Annotated in this window: 16 protein-coding genes; 8 read left to right on the top strand and 8 right to left on the bottom strand. The window is 66.3% G+C overall.

Annotation, left to right across the window (positions count from 1 at the left end; all coding sequences use genetic code 11):
- The first annotated feature begins 138 nt into the window (after positions 1-138).
- Complete coding sequence (clpB, locus tag H7692_RS10550; protein WP_201928331.1) at positions 139-2,718, top strand: ATP-dependent chaperone ClpB; 2,580 nt, start codon at positions 139-141, stop codon at positions 2,716-2,718.
- A gap of 45 nt (positions 2,719-2,763) precedes the next feature.
- Here clpB and H7692_RS10545 read toward each other — a convergent pair whose 3' ends face one another.
- The 5 genes from H7692_RS10545 to xseA form a co-directional block, all read right to left on the bottom strand.
- A complete protein-coding gene (locus H7692_RS10545) occupies positions 2,764-3,024 on the bottom strand; it encodes a hypothetical protein (RefSeq protein WP_201928332.1) in 261 nt (86 codons plus the stop codon).
- 109 nt (positions 3,025-3,133) lie between these two features.
- A complete protein-coding gene (locus tag H7692_RS10540; RefSeq protein WP_222136809.1) occupies positions 3,134-6,076 on the bottom strand; it encodes a TonB-dependent receptor plug domain-containing protein in 2,943 nt (980 codons plus the stop codon).
- Positions 6,077-6,398: 322 nt separating this feature from the next.
- Positions 6,399-7,334 (bottom strand): M23 family metallopeptidase, encoded by a 936-nt coding sequence (locus H7692_RS10535; protein WP_222136808.1) that lies wholly within the window; start codon positions 7,332-7,334, stop codon positions 6,399-6,401.
- Entirely contained in the window at positions 7,331-7,537 is a 207-nt protein-coding gene (locus H7692_RS10530) for a DUF2093 domain-containing protein (protein WP_201928335.1), read from the bottom strand. Before H7692_RS10530 ends, H7692_RS10535 begins: the two co-directional genes overlap by 4 nt.
- 76 nt (positions 7,538-7,613) lie before the next feature.
- Entirely contained in the window at positions 7,614-9,050 is a 1,437-nt protein-coding gene (gene xseA / locus H7692_RS10525; protein ID WP_227340139.1) for an exodeoxyribonuclease VII large subunit, read from the bottom strand.
- On the opposite strand from xseA, the gene purD reads away from it, so the two are divergent.
- Positions 9,049-10,326 (top strand): phosphoribosylamine--glycine ligase, encoded by a 1,278-nt coding sequence (purD, locus tag H7692_RS10520; protein ID WP_227340138.1) that lies wholly within the window; start codon positions 9,049-9,051, stop codon positions 10,324-10,326. The two genes, xseA and purD, sit on opposite strands and share 2 nt — an antisense overlap.
- Before the next feature lie 36 nt (positions 10,327-10,362).
- Complete coding sequence (locus tag H7692_RS10515; RefSeq protein ID WP_222136804.1) at positions 10,363-10,902, top strand: hypothetical protein; 540 nt, start codon at positions 10,363-10,365, stop codon at positions 10,900-10,902.
- Between the two features lie 137 nt (positions 10,903-11,039).
- On the opposite strand, the gene H7692_RS10510 is transcribed toward H7692_RS10515, so the two are convergent.
- Together H7692_RS10510 and tadA are read right to left on the bottom strand one after the other, a co-directional pair.
- Positions 11,040-11,936, bottom strand: coding sequence for an amidohydrolase family protein (locus tag H7692_RS10510; protein WP_227340137.1), 897 nt, complete (start codon positions 11,934-11,936; stop codon positions 11,040-11,042).
- A 74-nt stretch (positions 11,937-12,010) separates the two neighbouring features.
- Positions 12,011-12,466 (bottom strand): tRNA adenosine(34) deaminase TadA, encoded by a 456-nt coding sequence (tadA, locus tag H7692_RS10505; RefSeq protein ID WP_222136802.1) that lies wholly within the window; start codon positions 12,464-12,466, stop codon positions 12,011-12,013.
- A gap of 129 nt (positions 12,467-12,595) precedes the next feature.
- Between tadA and rpmB the strand changes: the two genes are divergently transcribed.
- Entirely contained in the window at positions 12,596-12,889 is a 294-nt protein-coding gene (rpmB, locus tag H7692_RS10500) for a 50S ribosomal protein L28 (protein ID WP_201928341.1), read from the top strand.
- 22 nt (positions 12,890-12,911) lie between these two features.
- Here rpmB and H7692_RS10495 read toward each other — a convergent pair whose 3' ends face one another.
- Positions 12,912-13,901, bottom strand: a complete 990-nt coding sequence (locus H7692_RS10495) for an esterase-like activity of phytase family protein (protein ID WP_227340136.1) — start codon at positions 13,899-13,901, stop codon at positions 12,912-12,914.
- A gap of 171 nt (positions 13,902-14,072) precedes the next feature.
- Here H7692_RS10495 and H7692_RS10490 point away from each other — a divergent pair, with 171 nt between their 5' ends.
- The 4 genes from H7692_RS10490 (at position 14,073) to H7692_RS10475 (ending at position 17,985) form a co-directional block, all read left to right on the top strand.
- Positions 14,073-14,474 (top strand): glycine zipper 2TM domain-containing protein, encoded by a 402-nt coding sequence (locus tag H7692_RS10490; protein WP_201928343.1) that lies wholly within the window; start codon positions 14,073-14,075, stop codon positions 14,472-14,474.
- Positions 14,475-14,664: 190 nt separating this feature from the next.
- Entirely contained in the window at positions 14,665-15,756 is a 1,092-nt protein-coding gene (locus H7692_RS10485; protein WP_201928344.1) for a Ppx/GppA phosphatase family protein, read from the top strand.
- On the top strand, positions 15,753-16,466 hold the full coding sequence (locus tag H7692_RS10480) for an RlmE family RNA methyltransferase (RefSeq protein WP_201928345.1): 714 nt from the start codon (positions 15,753-15,755) through the stop codon (positions 16,464-16,466). The genes H7692_RS10485 and H7692_RS10480 overlap by 4 nt, the downstream gene beginning before the upstream one ends.
- 58 nt (positions 16,467-16,524) lie before the next feature.
- Positions 16,525-17,985: a S41 family peptidase gene (locus H7692_RS10475; RefSeq protein ID WP_222136798.1), complete on the top strand. Its 1,461-nt coding sequence runs from the start codon at positions 16,525-16,527 to the stop codon at positions 17,983-17,985.
- Positions 17,986-18,077: the final 92 nt, after the last annotated feature.

The raw sequence follows: 18,077 nt of genomic DNA, 5'->3' as shown, positions 1-18,077 counted from the left end.
GCAAGGGCGGCCCGCGGGCGACCCGTCGGACGGCGACAACGGCCCGCCCGATTGCCGCACGCGACGAGGCGCGCCAGCCCCTCTTGTGTTGTAAAATGGCAACACTATCTTGCGAGGGACGAAAGGGGCTTAGACCGCATGAACCTCGAGAAATTCACCGACCGCGCCAAGGGATTCCTGCAGGCCGCGCAGACGATCGCGATCCGCATGAACCACCAGCGGATCAGCCCCGAACATATTGCGAAAGCGCTGCTCGAGGACAAGGAAGGCATGGCCGCCGGCCTGATCCAGCGCGCCGGCGGTGACGCGGCGCGCGCGGTGGCGGGCATCGACGCGCTGCTGGCGAAAGTGCCCGCCGTATCGGGATCGGGCGCGCAGGCGACGCCGGGGCTCGACAATGATGCGGTGCGGCTGCTCGACCAGGCCGAACAGGTCGCGACCAAGGCGGGCGACGGCTATGTCACGGTCGAGCGGCTGCTGCTCGCGATGGCGCTCGCCGCGTCGAGCCCGGTCGGCAAGGCCTTCGCCGATGCCGGCATACGCGCCGAGGCCCTGAACGAAGCGATCAACGCGCTGCGCGGCGGGCGCACCGCCGACACCGCGGGCGCCGAGGACAGCTATGAAGCGCTCAAGAAATATGCCCGCGACCTCACCGACGTCGCGCGCGAGGGCAAGCTCGACCCCGTGATCGGCCGCGACGAGGAAATCCGCCGCACCGTCCAGATCCTCGCACGGCGCACCAAGAACAACCCCGTGCTCATCGGCGAGCCCGGCGTCGGCAAGACCGCGATCGCCGAAGGGCTCGCGCTGCGCATCGCCAATGGCGACGTCCCCGACAGCTTGAAGGATCGCCGCCTGCTGTCGCTCGACATGGGGTCGCTGATCGCCGGCGCCAAATATCGCGGCGAGTTCGAGGAGCGGCTGAAAAGCGTGCTCGACGAAGTGAAGTCGGCGGAGGGCGAGATCATCCTGTTTATCGACGAGATGCACACGCTCGTCGGCGCGGGGAAGTCCGAAGGCGCGATGGACGCGTCGAACCTTTTGAAGCCGGCCCTGGCGCGCGGCGAGCTCCACTGCATCGGTGCGACGACGCTCGACGAATATCGCAAGCATGTCGAAAAGGACCCGGCACTCCAGCGGCGTTTTCAGCCGGTGTTCGTCGGCGAGCCGACCGTCGAGGATTCGATCTCGATCCTGCGCGGGCTCAAGGAAAAATATGAACTGCACCACGGCGTGCGGATCACCGACGGCGCGATCGTCGCCGCGGCGACGCTGTCGAACCGCTATATTTCCGACCGCTTCCTGCCCGACAAGGCGATCGACCTGATGGACGAGGCCGCAAGCCGTATCCGCATGGAAGTCGAATCGAAGCCCGACGAGATCGAAAGCCTCGACCGGCGGATCATCCAGATGAAGATCGAGGAATCGGCGCTCGGCAAGGAAAGCGACGCGGCATCGAAGGATCGCCTCGCCGCGCTGCGCGCCGAACTCGCCAATCTCGAACAGCAGTCGGCCGAACTCACGCAAAAATGGCAGGCCGAAAAGGACAAGATCCACGCCGAGGCGAAGATCAAGGAGCAGCTCGACGCCGCGCGCGGCGCGCTCGAACAGGCGCAGCGCGCCGGCGATCTCGGACGCGCGGGCGAGCTCAGCTACGGCACCATCCCCGCGCTCGAAAAGCAGCTCGCCGACGCCGAGGCGGTCGCGGGCAACGCGATGCTGCGCGAAGAAGTGACCGCCGACGACATCGCCGCGGTGGTCAGCCGCTGGACCGGCATCCCCGTCGACCGGATGATGGAGGGCGAGCGCGAAAAGCTGCTCGCCATGGAAGGAACGCTCGCCCAGCGCGTGATCGGGCAGGACGAGGCGGTGCGCGCCGTGTCGACCGCGGTGCGCCGCGCGCGCGCCGGGCTGCAGGACCCGAACCGCCCGCTCGGCAGCTTCCTCTTCCTTGGCCCCACGGGGGTCGGCAAGACCGAGCTCACCAAGGCGCTCGCGCGATTCCTGTTCGACGACGATCATGCGATGGTGCGCATCGACATGTCCGAGTTCATGGAAAAGCACAGCGTCGCGCGGCTGGTCGGCGCGCCGCCGGGCTATGTCGGCTATGAGGAGGGCGGCGTGCTCACCGAAGCGGTGCGGCGACGCCCCTATCAGGTGGTGCTCTTCGACGAGGTCGAAAAGGCACACGGCGACGTGTTCAACATCCTGCTCCAGGTGCTCGACGACGGGCGGCTGACCGACGGGCAGGGGCGTACGGTCGATTTCACCAACACGCTGATCATCCTGACCTCGAACCTCGGCAGCCAGGCGATCGCCGCGCTCCCCGACGACGCGCCGGTCGAGCAGGCCGAGCCCGCGGTGATGGAGATCGTCCGCGGCCATTTCCGCCCCGAATTCCTGAACCGGCTCGACGAGATCGTGCTCTTCAACCGCCTCGCGCAGCAGCATATGGCGGGGATCGTCGATATTCAGGTCGCGCGCGTGCAGAAGCTGCTCGCCGACCGCAAGATCACGCTCGACCTCAGCGATGCCGCGCGCGCGTGGCTCGGCCGCGTCGGCTACGACCCCGTCTATGGCGCCCGGCCGCTCAAGCGCGCGGTGCAGAAATATCTGCAGGACCCGCTCGCCGACCTGATTTTGAAGGGTGAGGTGAAGGACGGGTCGACGATCAAGGTCGACGAGGGCGACGGCGCGCTGGCGCTGGCGGCGGGGTGAAGGAATGGCAACGCCGCCCCGGTACGGCGTTGCAGTCCGGATCGATTAGCGCGACTGCCCGACGAGCGACCGCGAACGGGCGGCGTCGTTGGCAAGATCACGGTCGGCCTGGCTTTGCGCCGTGATGGCTTCCCATTCGGCCTTGGTACGGCAAGTCACGCGCGCCATGATCGAACCGGTTGCGGTTTCCCGCTTGCAGATTTTCTTTTCGGCGGCGGGCTTTTCACCTTGCGGCGCTTCGGCCTTTGCATGAACTGCCGTCGGTGCAGCGGCGAGGGCCGCAGCAAGGGAGAGAATTCTGATCATGCAATAACTTCCTTTCTTTTCAATAACCAGCCTGACTGTGTCGGCCAGCCTTCCCAAAAAAAATGGGCGGCCCGCGAGGGGCCGCCCATCTATTCCATATTGGCCAGTCTTAGAAGCTGACTTTCGCACCAAGGCGGAAGTAACGACCCATGATGTTCGGGCCGGCCCACGCCGGGTTGAAGCCGAAGATGCCATAGGCAGCGTCGGGATCGAACGGCGGCTTGATGCCGAATACGTTCAGGACGTTTGCATAGATGGTGAACTTGTCACCGATCTTCTGGCTCGCCGTGAAGTCGACGTTCCAGATATCCTTGGTCTTGCAGTTGACCGGGCTGCCATCGACATAGCTGTGCGTCGAGACGCCATTGTCAGCGTTGAACTGGCAATCGCCCTTGATGCCGCCGAAGTCGATCGACGCCGTGTCATAGCCCTTGGTGTAATAGGCCGTCAGGCTGAGCGTGGTGTCGCCGAAAGCCAGCGTGTTCTGCCACGACGCGCGCCACTTGGGCGAACCCGAGCAGGACGTGATGTTGCAGGGGCTGAGCGTGCCATCATAGCGCAGCTTGTCACCAGCGTCGGTCGTCAGTTCATATTTGATCATGTACGACGCGTCGAAGTTGCTGCGCCACGTCAGGTTGCTGCCGATCGGCAGGCTGAGGTTGGCACCGAAGTCGAGGCCGCTGACGACCTGCGAGTCCTGGTTGGTGTACGACGACTGGATGAAGCCGAGCAGCGGAAGCGCATTCGGGAATGCGGGGTCCGGCTGGCCCGGAAGCACGGTTATGCCCGGGATGTTCACGACGCCGTTGTTCGAATAATAGGCCGCTTCAGCCGCTGCCGTCGAGGTCACGCCGGTGATGAGGTCGTTGACCTTGATGTGCCAGAAATCGACCGTCAGGCTGACATTGCGGATGGGCTCGACGATAATGCCGGCGGTGAAAGCCGTCGACTTTTCAGGATCGAGGTCCGGATTGCCGACCTGCGTCAGACCCAGCGAATAACTCTGCGTCGCGTAGGCGTTGTTGCCGTGCGCTGCGCAGAACGCCGCAAAGGTGGTGCAGTTGACCGTACGCGTCACGAAGCCGGTGGTCGGAAGACCGAAGGATTCGTTGAAGCTCGGGATACGGAAGCCCTTCGAGAAGGTACCGCGAACCGCAACCTGCGGGATCGGCGTGAACTTGACGCCAAGCTTCGGCGAGAAGTTCGACTGACCCGTCGAATAATCGTCGTAACGACCCGAAGCGGTCAGCTCGATCTGCTCGATGACTGGCGCGCTCAGTTCGAAGAACGCCGATTTCACATCGCGGCTACCCGCCGTACCGACGGCATTGATGCTGTAATAGCGATCATACTGGTTGCCCAGCGTGCCGGGGTTGGCGCTCGGCGCGTCGATCGATTCGTCGCGGTACGACACACCGACCGCCGCCTGGAGCGGACCGCCCGGAAGCTGGAACAGATCCTTGGCCAACGTCGCCTGGAACTGCCACAGCTCCGACACCGAGGTGGTCGTGTTGACCGGAGCAATATAATCCCAGATTTCCTGCGAATTGGCTTCAAGGTCGTTCAGATTGAGCGTGCCGCGTGCGACAACGTCCATGATGCGCTGCGGAATGAAGTAATTTGCCTGGGTGCGCTTCAGACGAACTTCGGAGGCAGTAAAGTTGGCCGAATAGCGCCAATCGTCGCCGAAGCTACCTTCGATGCCGAGAACACCGCGCAGCGAGCGCGAGCTCGTATCGACCGTACGGTCACGCGTCGAACGCACGAACGCCTGTGCCGTCTGTCCCGACGCAGCATAAGGGTTATACGGGTTCAACGTGCCATTGGCCGCCGTACAGCCCGTGTTCTGGCCCGACAGCGTCCCCACACCGTTGGCGCAGACATAGACGGGCAGCATCACATTATATGCGGCCGCACCGTTGTTCGGCGACGTGGGCGTGCCGTTCAGACCCAGCGGAGTGAAGGTCGCATGCGTCTTGGTGTTATAATAGTTGGCAATTGCATAGACCTGTGCGCGATCGCCGACATTGGCGGTAAAGCGCGCGGTCAGCCCCTGACGCTCGATCTCCGGCTGCAGCATGATGTGATCACCCTGCCAGTTGATCTCGCAGACCCCCGCAAGCGGCGCCGTCGCCGAGGTGCCAATGTTCTGGTGCATCTTGTATCCGCGGCAGCCGGCCGCCGGATTCAGGAATTCAAAACGGCCAGCGCCCGTGTTGGGGTTGGTCGCCGAAACCGGACGGACGAGGGTAACGCCAGGAATGCTGATCAGGCCGTTAAAGAGACCATTTTCGGGAGTGAAGCCATTCCAGTTCTGGTTCGACATACAGCTGCCGCTGGCGCCGCAGATCGAAGTCCAGTCCTTGTTGTTGAACGGATAGCCGCGATCACGCGCATAAAGCGCGTCCTGGCGACGATATTCGCCGCTGACGTAGAAGTTGAACCCGTCGTTGGCGAGGTCGCCATAGCCCCAGGTCGCGTCGATGCGCTGTTCGCCGGCATCACCCTTCTGCGAGATGCCGAGCGAGCCACCAAGGTGGAGGCCCTGGATTTCCTTCTTGGTGATGACGTTGATAACGCCCGCGATCGCATCGGCACCATAGGTCGACGACGCACCGTCGCGCAGCACTTCGATGCGCTCGACGACAGCGTCGGGGATGGTGTTGAGGTCGACGAAGTTACGCTGGCCGTCATCCGCGAGCGGATAGGGCGCCATGCGCAGGCCGTCGGAGATCGAAAGCGTCGACTGGACGGTCAGGCCGCGAAGCGCCGGGGCGTTCGCGCCGCTGGCGAAGTTGAAGCCGGTGTTCCAGCCCTGAGTGATCGTGCCGGCGCCGTTGGCCGACAGGCGCTGCACCGCTTCCGAAACGGTGTTGAGACCGCGTTCTTCGAGCGTCTGCGCGCTGAGCACGGTAACCGGCGAGGCGGTTTCGGTGTTGGTCCGGCGCAGAATCGAGCCGGTCACGACGATAATAGCGTCATCGTTCGACGCTTCGTCATCGGCCGGAGCCCCTTGCGCATAGGCGGGAGCCGAAAGCAGAGCGGCGCCCAAGACAATGGGAGCGGCGCTCAGTTTCAGCATCGAAAATTGGGTTTTCTTCACAGTGCAGTCCCTTGCTACTGAGTGTTTCAAGATACCCGGGCCCCTGTCGCAGAACGGCAATAATTGCCGCCCACAGACACCCCGATAGCGTGCGGGATGACCGCTATGCTGGGCCGAGTAAAGGAAAATCCCGGCGCGCCATTCGGTTTCGTCGGCGATTGTGACGTATTTGCAACATGCCTGAGAATCCGCGAAATTCTATGCTTTCGTAGCGGCGCATCTGCGACATTTTGTTACATTGGTTACGAATTCCGGACCTTGTTTTCGTCCATCATCGTACCATCGGGCCGGCCAGCGTGCCGGGGTCGAGCCGCGCGTCGCGCCACTTGATTCCCCAGTGGAGATGCGGCCCCGTCGCGCGCCCGGTCGACCCCACGGTGCCCAGCCTCTGCCCCTGCACGACGCGCTCGCCCACTGCGACGTCGAGAGTGTCGCAGTGGAGGAAGGCGCTGTTCAATCCCATGCCATGATCGACAATGAGGAGCCTGCCCTCGAGCGTGAAGGGCTGGTGCGCGGCGAGCACCACGACGCCGTCGGCGGGCGCGACGAAGGGCGTGCCGCGCGGCACGGCGACGTCGGTGCCGCCATGATAGCTGCCGGGCTTGCCCTGATAGACGCGCTGCGACCCGAAGAAGCCCGACAAACGCCCCTGCACGGGCCAGATGAAGCGCTGCCGCCACCCCTCCGCATCGGCCGCGATGGCGCGCGCCACGGCGATCTGTTCAAGTTCGGCGGGGCGGCGGCGGCGGAAGTCGGCGTCGCTCGACGCGCTGCCGCGATACGGCGCGTTGATATGCTCGATCCGCCAAATTCCCGGCGCGACCATCAGCGTTCGCTCGACCGTCCGCCCGTCGGCGAGCGTCGCGGCGAGCCGCGCGGTCGTCGGCGCGTCGCGATCGAAAGCGATGAAGAAGCGCCCGTCGCCGCCAAGCGGCACCGCCTCGCCGTCGAAGGTCAGCGCGCGCGTGCCGCCGGGCGCGCGGCCGAGCATTGCGCCGCCCTGGACGGCGCTGCCCTGCAGTTCGAAATCACGCGGCCCCTCGGGCACGGGGGGCGCGGGCGCCGACACGGGGCGCGGCGCCTCGGCAGGGGCGGGCTGGGGCGAAGCGGTCGGTTGCGGCGCCGGCTCGCCCGGCGGCGGGACGCAGCCCGCGACCAGCAGCGGCAGCGCGGTCCAGAAAAGCGCGGTCCGCGCGGCGCGCGTCATTCCTTGGCGTCGAGCGCCGCCTGCACCGAAATGGCGGCGCTCGCATAGGGTTCCTGCCGCGCGACCGACCAATAGCGCAGCTCGTCAAGCCCGATCGGCGCACCGCTCACCGCGCAGAGCACATGGTCGCCCGGCGACAGCACGCGAAAGCCGTTGGGGCCATAATGGAGGCGGGCGAGGCGGTTGCGGCTGGCGATCAGCATCGGTCGAAATCCGTTCGGGTAGAGGTCATTGCCGCAACTATAGCAGCGATGCGCGCCGCGGCCACCCCTTCCGCCGTCAGAACAGCTCGCCCTGCCCGCGCCCCGGCGCTGCGGGAGGCTTGCGCGCAGCTTTCGGTGCCGATTGCGGCGCCGGCCCGGGTGCAGGAGCCGCGCCCCCACCGACCTCGGCCGCGACCTCGCCGTCGGCGAATTGCAGTCGCAGCGTTCCCGCAGCCCTCGCCCCCGCCGCGGTCGTCACGATCGCCCCCGCCGAATCGCGTACCATCGCATAGCCGCGCGCGAGCAGCGCACGCGGGTCGAGCGAGACGAGCAGCCGTGCCAGCCCCTCGAGCTTCGCCCGGTCGCGGTCCCAGCCGCGCGCGAGCAGCGACGGGCGCAGCGCCGCGCCGCGCGTCGCGAGCCGCTCGGCCGCCACCGCGACGCGGTGCTGCTGGCAGCGGTCGAGCCGCCCGTGCGCATCGTCGAGCCGCTGGCGCTGCGGCGCATAAAGCGCCTCGCGCTTCGGCAGGTGGCGCGCGAGCGCGGCAAGCCGTTCGGCGCCGAGCGCCTGGTGGCGGTTCGCCGCGCCGATGATCCGCCCGTTCCACGTCGCCAGCTGCGCCTGCAGTTCGGCGCGCACCGGCACCGCCATCTCGGCCGCGGCGGTCGGCGTCGGCGCGCGGCGGTCGGCGGCATAGTCGGCGAGCGTGACGTCGGTTTCGTGCCCGACCGCGCTGATCGTCGGGATGCGGCAGTCGGCGATCGCGCGCACGACCACCTCTTCGTTGAACGCCCACAGATCCTCGATCGACCCGCCGCCGCGCGCGACGATGACGAGGTCGGGGCGCGGCACCGGGCCGCCGGGCGCCAGCGCGTCGAAACCGCGCACCGCGTTCGCAACCTGCGCCGCCGCGCCCTCGCCCTGCACGAGCACCGGCCAGACGATCACATGCGTCGGGCAGCGGTCGGCGAGGCGGTGGAGGATGTCGCGGATCACCGCGCCGGTCGGCGAGGTGACGACGCCGATGGTGCGCGGCAGATAGGGAAGCGGCTGCTTGCGCCCCTGGTCGAACAGCCCCTCGGCGCCGAGCCGCGCCTTGAGCTTTTCGAACAGCAGCATCAGCGCGCCCTCGCCCGCGACCTCGAGGCTATCGACGACGAGCTGATATTTGGAGCGCCCCGGATAGGTGGTGAGCTTGCCCGTGGCGATCACCTCGATCCCGTCCTCGGGGCGGAAGGCGAGGCGGCTCGCCTGCCCCTTCCACATCACCATGTCGATCAGCGCATTATCGTCCTTGAGCGCGGCATAGAAATGCCCCGACGCCGCACGCTTCGCCCCCGACAGCTCGCCGCGCACGCGCACGCGCGCGAAGCCATCCTCTACGGTACGCTTGATCGCCGCCGACAATTGGCTGACCGACAGGGCTGGCGCATTGTCGCCAGGCGCATCCTCGGCTAACAGCCGCGCGGCGGTGTCCGTGTCGGAGGCCGTATCGGGAAAAGGGACTGACATGAATATCCTGCTTGTGGGCTCGGGGGGCCGCGAACATGCACTGGCGTGGCAGCTCGCGCAATCGCCGAGCTGCGACAAGCTCTATGCCGCGCCCGGCAATCCGGGGATCGAGCTCCACGCCGAATGCCTTCCCGTCGCCGCCGACGACATCGACGCGCTGGTCGCGCTGGTGCGCGCGCACGCTATCGAATTCGTCGTCGTCGGCCCCGAAGCGCCGCTCGTCGCGGGGCTCGCCGACCGGCTGCGCGAGGTGGGCGTCGCGACCTTCGGCCCCGGCGCCGCAGCGGCGCAACTCGAGGGATCGAAAGGCTTTACCAAGGATCTGTGCGCGCGCGCCGGCATCCCGACCGCCGCCTATGTCCGCTGCACCTCCGCCGACGAGGCGCTCGCCGCGCTCGATGGCTTCGACATTCCCGTCGTCATCAAGGCCGACGGTCTCGCCGCGGGCAAGGGCGTGATCATCGCCGAAACGCGCGCCGAAGCCGAGGCGGCGATCGCCGACATGTTCGACGGCGCGTTCGGCGGCGCAGGGGCCGAGCTGGTGATCGAGGAATTCATGACCGGCGAGGAAGCGAGCTTCTTCGCGCTCTCCGACGGCGCCGACGTCATCGCCTTTGGCAGCGCGCAGGACCACAAGCGCGTCGGCGACGGCGACACCGGCCCCAATACCGGCGGCATGGGCGCGTACAGCCCCGCGCCGGTTCTGACCGCCGCGCTCGAGGCGCAGGTGATGGACCGCATCGTCCGCCCGACGGTGGCAACGCTCGCCGCCGAAGGCACGCCATATGTCGGCGTGCTGTTCGCGGGGCTGATGCTCACCGATGCGGGGCCAAAGCTCATCGAATATAATTGCCGCTTCGGCGATCCCGAATGCCAGGTGCTGATGATGCGCTACAAGGGCGATTTCGCCGCGCTGCTCCATGCAGCCGCAACGGGCAGCCTTGCGAATGCCGAGCCGCCCGCCTTTTCGCACGATTATGCGCTGACCGTCGTGATGGCGGCGAACGGCTATCCCGGCACCCCCGAAAAGGGCGGCGCGATCCGCAACATCGCCGCGGCCGAAGCGGGGGGCGTGCGCGTCTTTCATGCCGGCACCGCGCGCGCCGACGGCGCGATTGTCGCGGCGGGCGGGCGCGTGCTCAATGTGACGGCAACGGGCAAAAGCGTCGCCGAGGCGCAGGCGCGCGCCTATGCGGCGGTCGACAAGCTCGATTTCGCAAGCGGCTTCTGCCGCCGCGACATCGGCTGGCGCGAGGTGGCGCGCGAGGCGCAATAATTCTCAGCGACCCAACGAAAGGCAGGGAGATAGATCATGACTTGGCTTCAGGAAAACTGGATCATCGCGGCGGTCGGCGTCGTTGTCGCGCTCCTTTTGCTGTGGTGGCTGCTCGGACGCGGCAAGGCGGACAGCGCCGCGCCGCCGGTCGCGCCGCCCGCCGAGCCGCGCAAGCCGCTCGAACCCGCCCGGCCCGAGATCGTGGCCGCCGAACCCGCGCGCTTCAAACCCGTCGAGCCGCAACCGCAACCCGCCGCACCGCCGCCTCCCCCGCCCCCCGCAGCCGCCCCCGTTCCCGAGGCGCCGACCGCTGCACCGGCTGCGGGCGCCGACAATCTCCAGCTGCTGAAGGGCGTCGGCCCCAAGCTCGCGGCGATGCTGGCGGGCATGGGCGTGACGCGCTTCCAGCAGATCGCCGACTGGACCGACGCCGACATCGCGCGCATCGACGATCAGCTCGGCGCGTTCACGGGCCGCATCGCGCGCGACAATCTGGTCGACCAGGCAGGCTATCTCGCACGCGGCGACAAGGCGGGCTTCGAGGCAAAATATGGCGCGCTGGGCGGCGAGCTTTAAAGGCTGCTTCGCACCAAAAGTCGCAATCCCGGTTCGTCGTCACCCCGGGCTTGACCCGGGGTCCATGCCTTCAGCGCGGCCGTGGATCCCGGATCAGGTCCGGGATGACGAAGGTCTGAAATCGACCGGTTGCGGACTTACTCGGTCAATCGAAAGAACTTCGTGGCGTTGCCGTGCAGCATTGCCTGCTTCTGATTGTCATCCAGCCACGTGAAGCCCTCGATCCGCTGGAGGATGGGGCCGATTGGTAGATTGTCGCTTCCGAACATGATCCTGTCGCCGAAGCCTTCATCGATCAACCTTCGCAACGTTGCCTCGTACTCTTCGAGTGGCATTGCTCCGTTCGTAATCGACAGATCCACATACACGTTCGGATAGTCGTTCAGGAGAGCCAGCGTTTCCGGCCAGAACGCCTGGTGGTCTCCACGTCCCGCGCCAACGTGTTGCAGCCAGATGCGAAGGTCCGGATGTCTCGCAAGAACCGGTCGAAGGAGTGCCGGATTACCCATCTCCGGATCGTAATTTGGGCAGCAGTCAGGTTCGGATCGGATACTGTTCCTTGCTCCCGGCGGAGGACCCCTCTGCGTGTGGACGCCTACAGGCACGTCGTATGCTTCCGCAAGCGCCCAATACTGCTCCAGACGCGGATTGGCAGGCGAAATGCCAGAATAGCTTGGAGTGAGTTCGTGGAAGGCATGAACTCTTCCGGCCGCGAGTTCTTCCTCCAGCCAAACGGGGTCCGCCCAACCCTCGTTATCCGGGAAGCAGTGGTAGCGAGGCTCGCCTTGGTTGCGCGGGCAGACAATCCAGGTGCCAACGATGATGCCTTTGCGCTGCCAGCGCTCGACGTCTGCCTCGTTCGTGACGGCCACAACGGCCACTTCGACCTCGTTCCTCTCAAGCTCCTCCAGTTGCCCGCGTTGCACTGCATCGCCATCGCTGTCCGGCCATCCGGCATGACGGTGAACGTCGATCAGGGGCACCGAAGAGGCGAGGCCGATTGCAAGAAGGATAGACACGAGATTATGCTCCAACAGGCCGTGCTATATTAAGTGTAACAGTCTACAGGTAAAGTCCGCTAACACCCCCAAACCGGACCGCGCCATATTCATCGCCGCGCGGCAAAAAAATCCTTCAGCAGCGCCGCCGCCTCGCCCGCGCCGATGCCGTCGAAAATTTCCGGCCGGTGGTGGATCGTCGGCTGCGCGAAAAGGCGCGGGCCGTGCGCGACCGCGCCGCCCTTGGGATCGTCGGCGCCATAATAAAGCCGCGCGATCCGTGCATGGGCAATGGCGCCTGCACACATCGCGCAGGGTTCGAGCGTGACATAAAGGTCGCAGCCATCGAGCCGCTCGTTGCCGAGCCTGGCAGCGGCGCGGCGCATCGCGACGATTTCGGCATGCGCGGTCGGGTCGTGCGATTCGCGCGGGGCATTATGCCCTTCGGCAACGATCACGCCGTCCTTGACGATCACCGCGCCGACGGGCACCTCGCCCCATTCGGCGGCAATCCGCGCCAGATCGAGCGCGCGGCGCATATGGGAGGGCAGCGGGAAGGAGGCCATGATGACGGCCTATGCGCTTGACGAATCTCCTGCAAGCCGGTAAGCGCGCGCCTTTCCCGGCCCAACCGGTCTTTTCGGCGCTTTCCGCGCCAACCGGCGCGCCGCCCAGATTTTGTGAGGACGAAGACAATGTCGCGCATTTGCGAACTGACCGGCAAGGGCCGCCAGGTTGGCCACAACGTCAGCCACGCCAACAACAAGACGAAGCGCACTTTCCTGCCGAACCTGCAGAATGTGACGCTGCTGTCGGACGCGCTCGGCAAGGGCGTCAAGCTGCGCGTGTCGACGCACGGCCTGCGCTCGGTCGAGCATAATGGCGGCCTCGACAACTGGCTGATGAAGGCCGGCGACGATCAGCTTTCGACCAATGCCCGCAAGCTGAAGAAGGAAGTGGCAAAGAAGCTGGCCGAAAAGGCCGCCTAAGCCCAGCCTCCGCTGAACTGCATCAAGGCGGCCCGGAAACGGCGCCGCCTTTTTGCTGTCCGGCTGACAGGCCGACGAGTTCGAACTGCACGAGCAGGCTGCGTTGCCAGCGCTGGAAATTATCGTCGGACACAAGCCACAGATAGGTGCGCCCCGACGCCTCGGTGACGGCGGCGCCTTCATAATTGTCGGCAATCGCCGCCGGGACCGTTCCGACCGCGCGCGAACGCAAGATGCTGTCGGCTCGGATTGCGGCGGGGTCGGCGACCGCGACGATCGTCGTGAACACGGGGTTCCAGCCGAGCTTGCGGTGAACGAGCAGGATTCGCCCGTCGGGAAGCGCGGCGGCATCGGCGACCGCGCCCTTGCCTTCGGCATCGTATCGAAAGCGTAGCGGCATACCGCCTTCGACGGGATCGCCTGCATAAAGCAGCGCCTCGGTCGCTCCGCCGCCTGCGCGGCTCTCGGCAAATATTATGAAGCGTCCGTCGGGAAGCCGCGCCATCGCCTCGGCGCCGCGATTTGCGCCCCAATTTTCCGACGGAAGCCGGCGCCGCGCCGCGATGCGGCCAAGCCCCTTGTCGAGCCGCCATAGCTGATGATCGCCTTCGAGCGCGAGCCAGACCCGGTCGCTGTAAGGATCGGTTGCCATCGCCTCGACATCGCGGAGCCCCTTGCTGCGCCGTTCGTCACCCATGTCGGGAAGGCCGCCAAGGTCAAGGCGCGGCTTGTCGCCGCGCAGATCGATCCGCACCCAGCGGCCATTGTCCGCGACCGCCAGAAACTGCCGCGGCGCCACTTCGGCCAACGCCGAAAAGCCGCCGAAGCGGCTGTCGCGGCTTTCGAGGCGCCAGCCGCGGACATAGCGGAGAGCGCCGGCCGCAGCGCGCGGGGCGGCAAGCGGTACGGCCTTCGCCAAATCGCTCTCGATCATCTGGACCCGACGCTGCGCGCTCCACGGGACCGGGCCGAGGAGGAGGAAAAGGAGGGCGGCGAGCAGAATGCGGCGCATCGGCGCCGCGATAGGGCGCGATGCCCCCGCTGCGCAAGTCGCAAGCGCACGCCAATCTGAACGCCAGCCAACCGCGGCGTTCAGGGTTCGCTCAAAACGAATCGGGCAAAAGACCATCAACGACCCAACCCCGCCCCATAAAGGGCACACCGACGAAGCTGGAGTATGACAATGATCAAGAAACTGACCCTCCCCCTCGCCGCCCTGATGTCGGTTTCGGCACTCGGCGTCGCAACCCCTGCCGCAGCCCAGCACGGCTATTACAACGGCGGCTATGACACCTATTACAGCGGCTACGACCGCGACGACCGTCGCTATGACCGTCGCGACAATCGCCGCTATGACCGCCGCGATTACCGGAGCGACCGTCGCTATTATCGTGGCGACCGCCGCCACTATCGCCAGTGCGACAATGGCACGGGCGGCACCATCATCGGCGCGATCGCGGGTGGCCTTGCCGGTCACGAGATCGCAGGCCGCGGCGACAAGACCGTCGGCACGATCATCGGCGGCGCCGTCGGCGCCATCGCGGGCCGCGCGATCGACAAGGGGAATGACGGCTGCCGCCGCTAAGCGCAGACCCGACCCCCAATAAATTTCTGTAGTCCCTTGCCCCCGTCCGGTCCCGCACCGGGCGGGGTTTTTGCGTCGATTCGGCCCGCCGGGAGCCGGGCTTGCCTTCGCGCGCGGCGAGGCCTAGGCTGGCGGCAAGTGCACGCTCGCGGCTTCGCGCGGGCGCGTGATTGGACAGGTTAGAATAGCCATGCGGCAAATGGCAGCGCCATCGGGGCGACCGCCGCGGCCCGGGTCGGCGGCAAAAGGACGGATCAGGACGGGTGCGGGCACGCGCCCCCTGCCTTTCGACCGGCCGCGGACCTATGCCGCCATCGATCTCGGCACCAACAATTGCCGCCTCCTCATCGCCCGACCGCAGGACGGCGAACTTGTCGTCATCGATGCTTTTTCGCGTATCGTGCGCCTGGGCGAGGGATTGCACCATAGCGGCCGAATCAGCGAAGCAGCGATGGATCGCACGGTCGCCGCGCTGTCGATCTGCGCCGACAAGTTGCGCCGCCGCCACGTTACCCTGTCGCGCGCGGTTGCGACCGAAGCGTGCCGCCGCGCGTCGAACGGCGCCGAACTTGCCGAACGCGTCAAGCGCGAGACGGGAATCGCGCTCGACATCATCTCGGCGGCCGAGGAAGCGCGCCTCGCGGCGCTCGGCTGCCACAATCTGATGGAGCCCGGAGACGGCCCGGCGCTGATTTTCGACATTGGCGGGGGATCGACCGAATTGATGCACGTCGATATTTCCGACAATGATGTCGACATCCGCGACTGGATCAGCGTCCCGTGGGGCGTCGTTTCGCTGACCGAATATAGCCCGCTGACCGAAGACAGCCTCGCCGCACGGCAGGCAAGCTATGCCCGGATGCGGGAGGTGACGCGCAGCGCCTTTGCCGATTTCGCCGGACGCGCCGAACGCTTTGCCGGGCAACCGCTGCGCCTCCTGGGCACCAGCGGGACGGTGACGACGCTTGCCAGCGTTTTCCTCGACCTGCCGCGCTACGACCGCCGCGCGGTCGATGGCCTTGCGGTTCCCGCCGAAGCGATGCGCGGGATCAGCCGCCGTCTGGCCGAGGCGAGCCTTGCCGACCGCGCCGAGATCGCATGCATTGGACGCGAACGCGCCGATCTGGTCGTCGCGGGCTGCGCGATCCTCGAAAGCATCATCGACCTGTGGCCCGCAGCGCGCGTCGGCGTTGCCGACCGCGGCATTCGCGAGGGCATCTTGCGCACGCTCGCGCGGCAGGGCCGCGACATCCCCGTGACGCGGCGCGAGTTCCGCAAATGAGCCAGCGCAAAGGGGGAAGTGGCGGCGCCAGCGGTCGCGGTGGTCTGCACGAGCGCGTCAAGACCGCGCGGCGACGCACCGCATCGTCGACGCGCTGGCTGCAACGCCAGCTCAACGATCCCTATGTGCGGCGCGCGCAGGCCGAAGGCTATCGCTCGCGCGCCGCGTACAAGCTGATCGAACTCGACGAGAAATTCGGCTTCCTGAAAAAGGCGCGCGCGGTCGTTGACCTTGGCATCACGCCCGGCGGCTGGTCGCAGGTCGTGCGCAAGACCAACCCGCGCGCCCGCGTCGCCGGTATCGACCTGCTGGCATGCGAGCCGATCGAGGGGGTCGCGATCCTCGAAATGGATTTCATGGACGATGCGGCCCCGGATGCGCTGATCGATGCGCTCGGCAGCGCGCCCGACCTTGTCGTATCGGACATGGCGGCGAACACGGTCGGTCACCCGCAGACCGACCACCTCCGCACGATTGCGCTCGCCGAAACCGCCGCCGATTTCGCGGTGCAGACGCTGCAGCCCGGCGGCGCCTTTGTCGCCAAGGTCTTCGCGGGCGGCGCCGACCGCGAACTGCTGGCGTTGCTCAAGACGAATTTCGCGACCGTCAAACATGCGAAGCCGCCGGCGAGCCGCAAGGGATCGCCCGAGCTTTATGTGATTGCGCAAGGCTTCAAGGGACGCGGCACGCCCGAGGACGGCGAACGGTGACGCGCGCAATTCATCGCCGATTTATGTCGGCTCGCGTATGTTGGGGGGAACCGGGAGAATGCCTTTGAATCGATACAGGCAATCGGTGGCGGCCGTTTCGCTTGCGGCGCTGATGCTCGCATCGTGCGGGGGAGGCGGCAATGGAGGCGGCGGCAGCGGCCCGATCGGCACCGCACCGACACCGACGCCGACGCCGACTGCCAATTGCTCGCTTTCGGCGCGCCAGAGCTTTGCCAAGGCGGTAATCGACGAATGGTATCTGTTCCCCGGCGATGTCGCGAGCAGCGTCAATCCGGCGAGCTACGCGAATGTCCAGGCCTATATCGACGCGCTCGTCGCGCCCGCGCGCGCATTGGGCAAGGACCGCTATTTCACCTACATTACCTCTATCGCCGAAGAAAATGCCTATTATGCGAGCGGATCAAGCGCCGGTTTTGGCGTGCGCCTCTCCTATGATGCGGGCACGCAGCAGGTGGTCATCGCCGAAGCTTACGAAAACGCCCCCGCCTTTGCCGCAGGGGTCGACCGTGGCACGCGCATCCTCGCGATCGGGACGAGCAGCAGCAATTTGCGCACGATCGCCAACATCGTCGCCGCCGAAGGCACCGCTGGCATCACCGCCGCGCTCGGCCCGAGCGACCCCGGCGTCGCGCGCGTGTTGCGCATCAGCGACGCAAGCGGCACGCGCGACGTGACGGTGACCAAGGCCAACTATTCGCTCGACCCCGTTTCCGACCGCTATGGCGCCAAGATCATCAGCGATGGCGGACGCAACTACGGCTATCTCAACCTGCGCACCTTCATCACCTCGGCCAATGCGCAGCTTCGCACCGCCTTTGCCGATTTCCGCGCGCAGGGCGTGACCGACGTCATCATCGATTTCCGCTATAATGGCGGCGGGCTGGTTTCGACTGCCGAACTGATGGGCGATTTGCTCGGCCGCAACCGCACATCGTCCGAGATTTTCTCGCAAACGGTCTTCCGCTCGTCGAAATCGGCGGAGAATGATCGGCACTTCTTTACCGTGCAGCCCGAATCGATCGCGCCGACACGCATCGCCTTCATCGGCACCGGTTCGACCGCGTCGGCGAGCGAACTCGTCATCAACGGGATGCTGCCGTGGCTGGGCACCAACATGACGCTGGTCGGCGCCAATACCTATGGCAAGCCGGTTGGGCAGATTGCGCTCGACAAGGCCGAGTGCGACGACCGGATGCGCGTCGTCGCTTTTGCGACCGCGAACGGGGCCGGTCAGGGCGACTATTATGACGGGCTGGCGCCCAAGATTGCGAACAACTGCGCCGCAGCCGACGATATGTCGTTCCCGCTCGGCGACCCACGCGAAGCGTCGGTAAGCACGGCGATCGACTTCCTCGCCGGTCGCGGCTGCGCAGCGCAGATTGCCGGAGCCGAGGCGGGAGCCGCGTCGGCACGCTCTGCGACGCCCGTGAGCCAACCCGAAATGTTGGTTCCGGAAAAACCCAGCGTCGCCCAGCGCGAGCTTCCCGGGCTCTTCTGACGCGCGAACAGGCAGCCGAAGCCAATCCGCTGCGCGACCTGTGATGCAAGGCTGACGGAACGCGGGGCTGACGAACGCACAGCCGCATTCTC

The sequence above is a fragment of the Sphingopyxis sp. P8 genome (genome assembly GCF_020622175.1).
In the GTDB taxonomy this organism is placed as follows: Bacteria; Pseudomonadota; Alphaproteobacteria; order Sphingomonadales; family Sphingomonadaceae; genus Sphingopyxis; species Sphingopyxis jiangsuensis.
The sequence above is the reverse complement of the archived record's forward strand: the minus strand, read 5'-3'. Positions and strand labels throughout refer to the sequence as shown.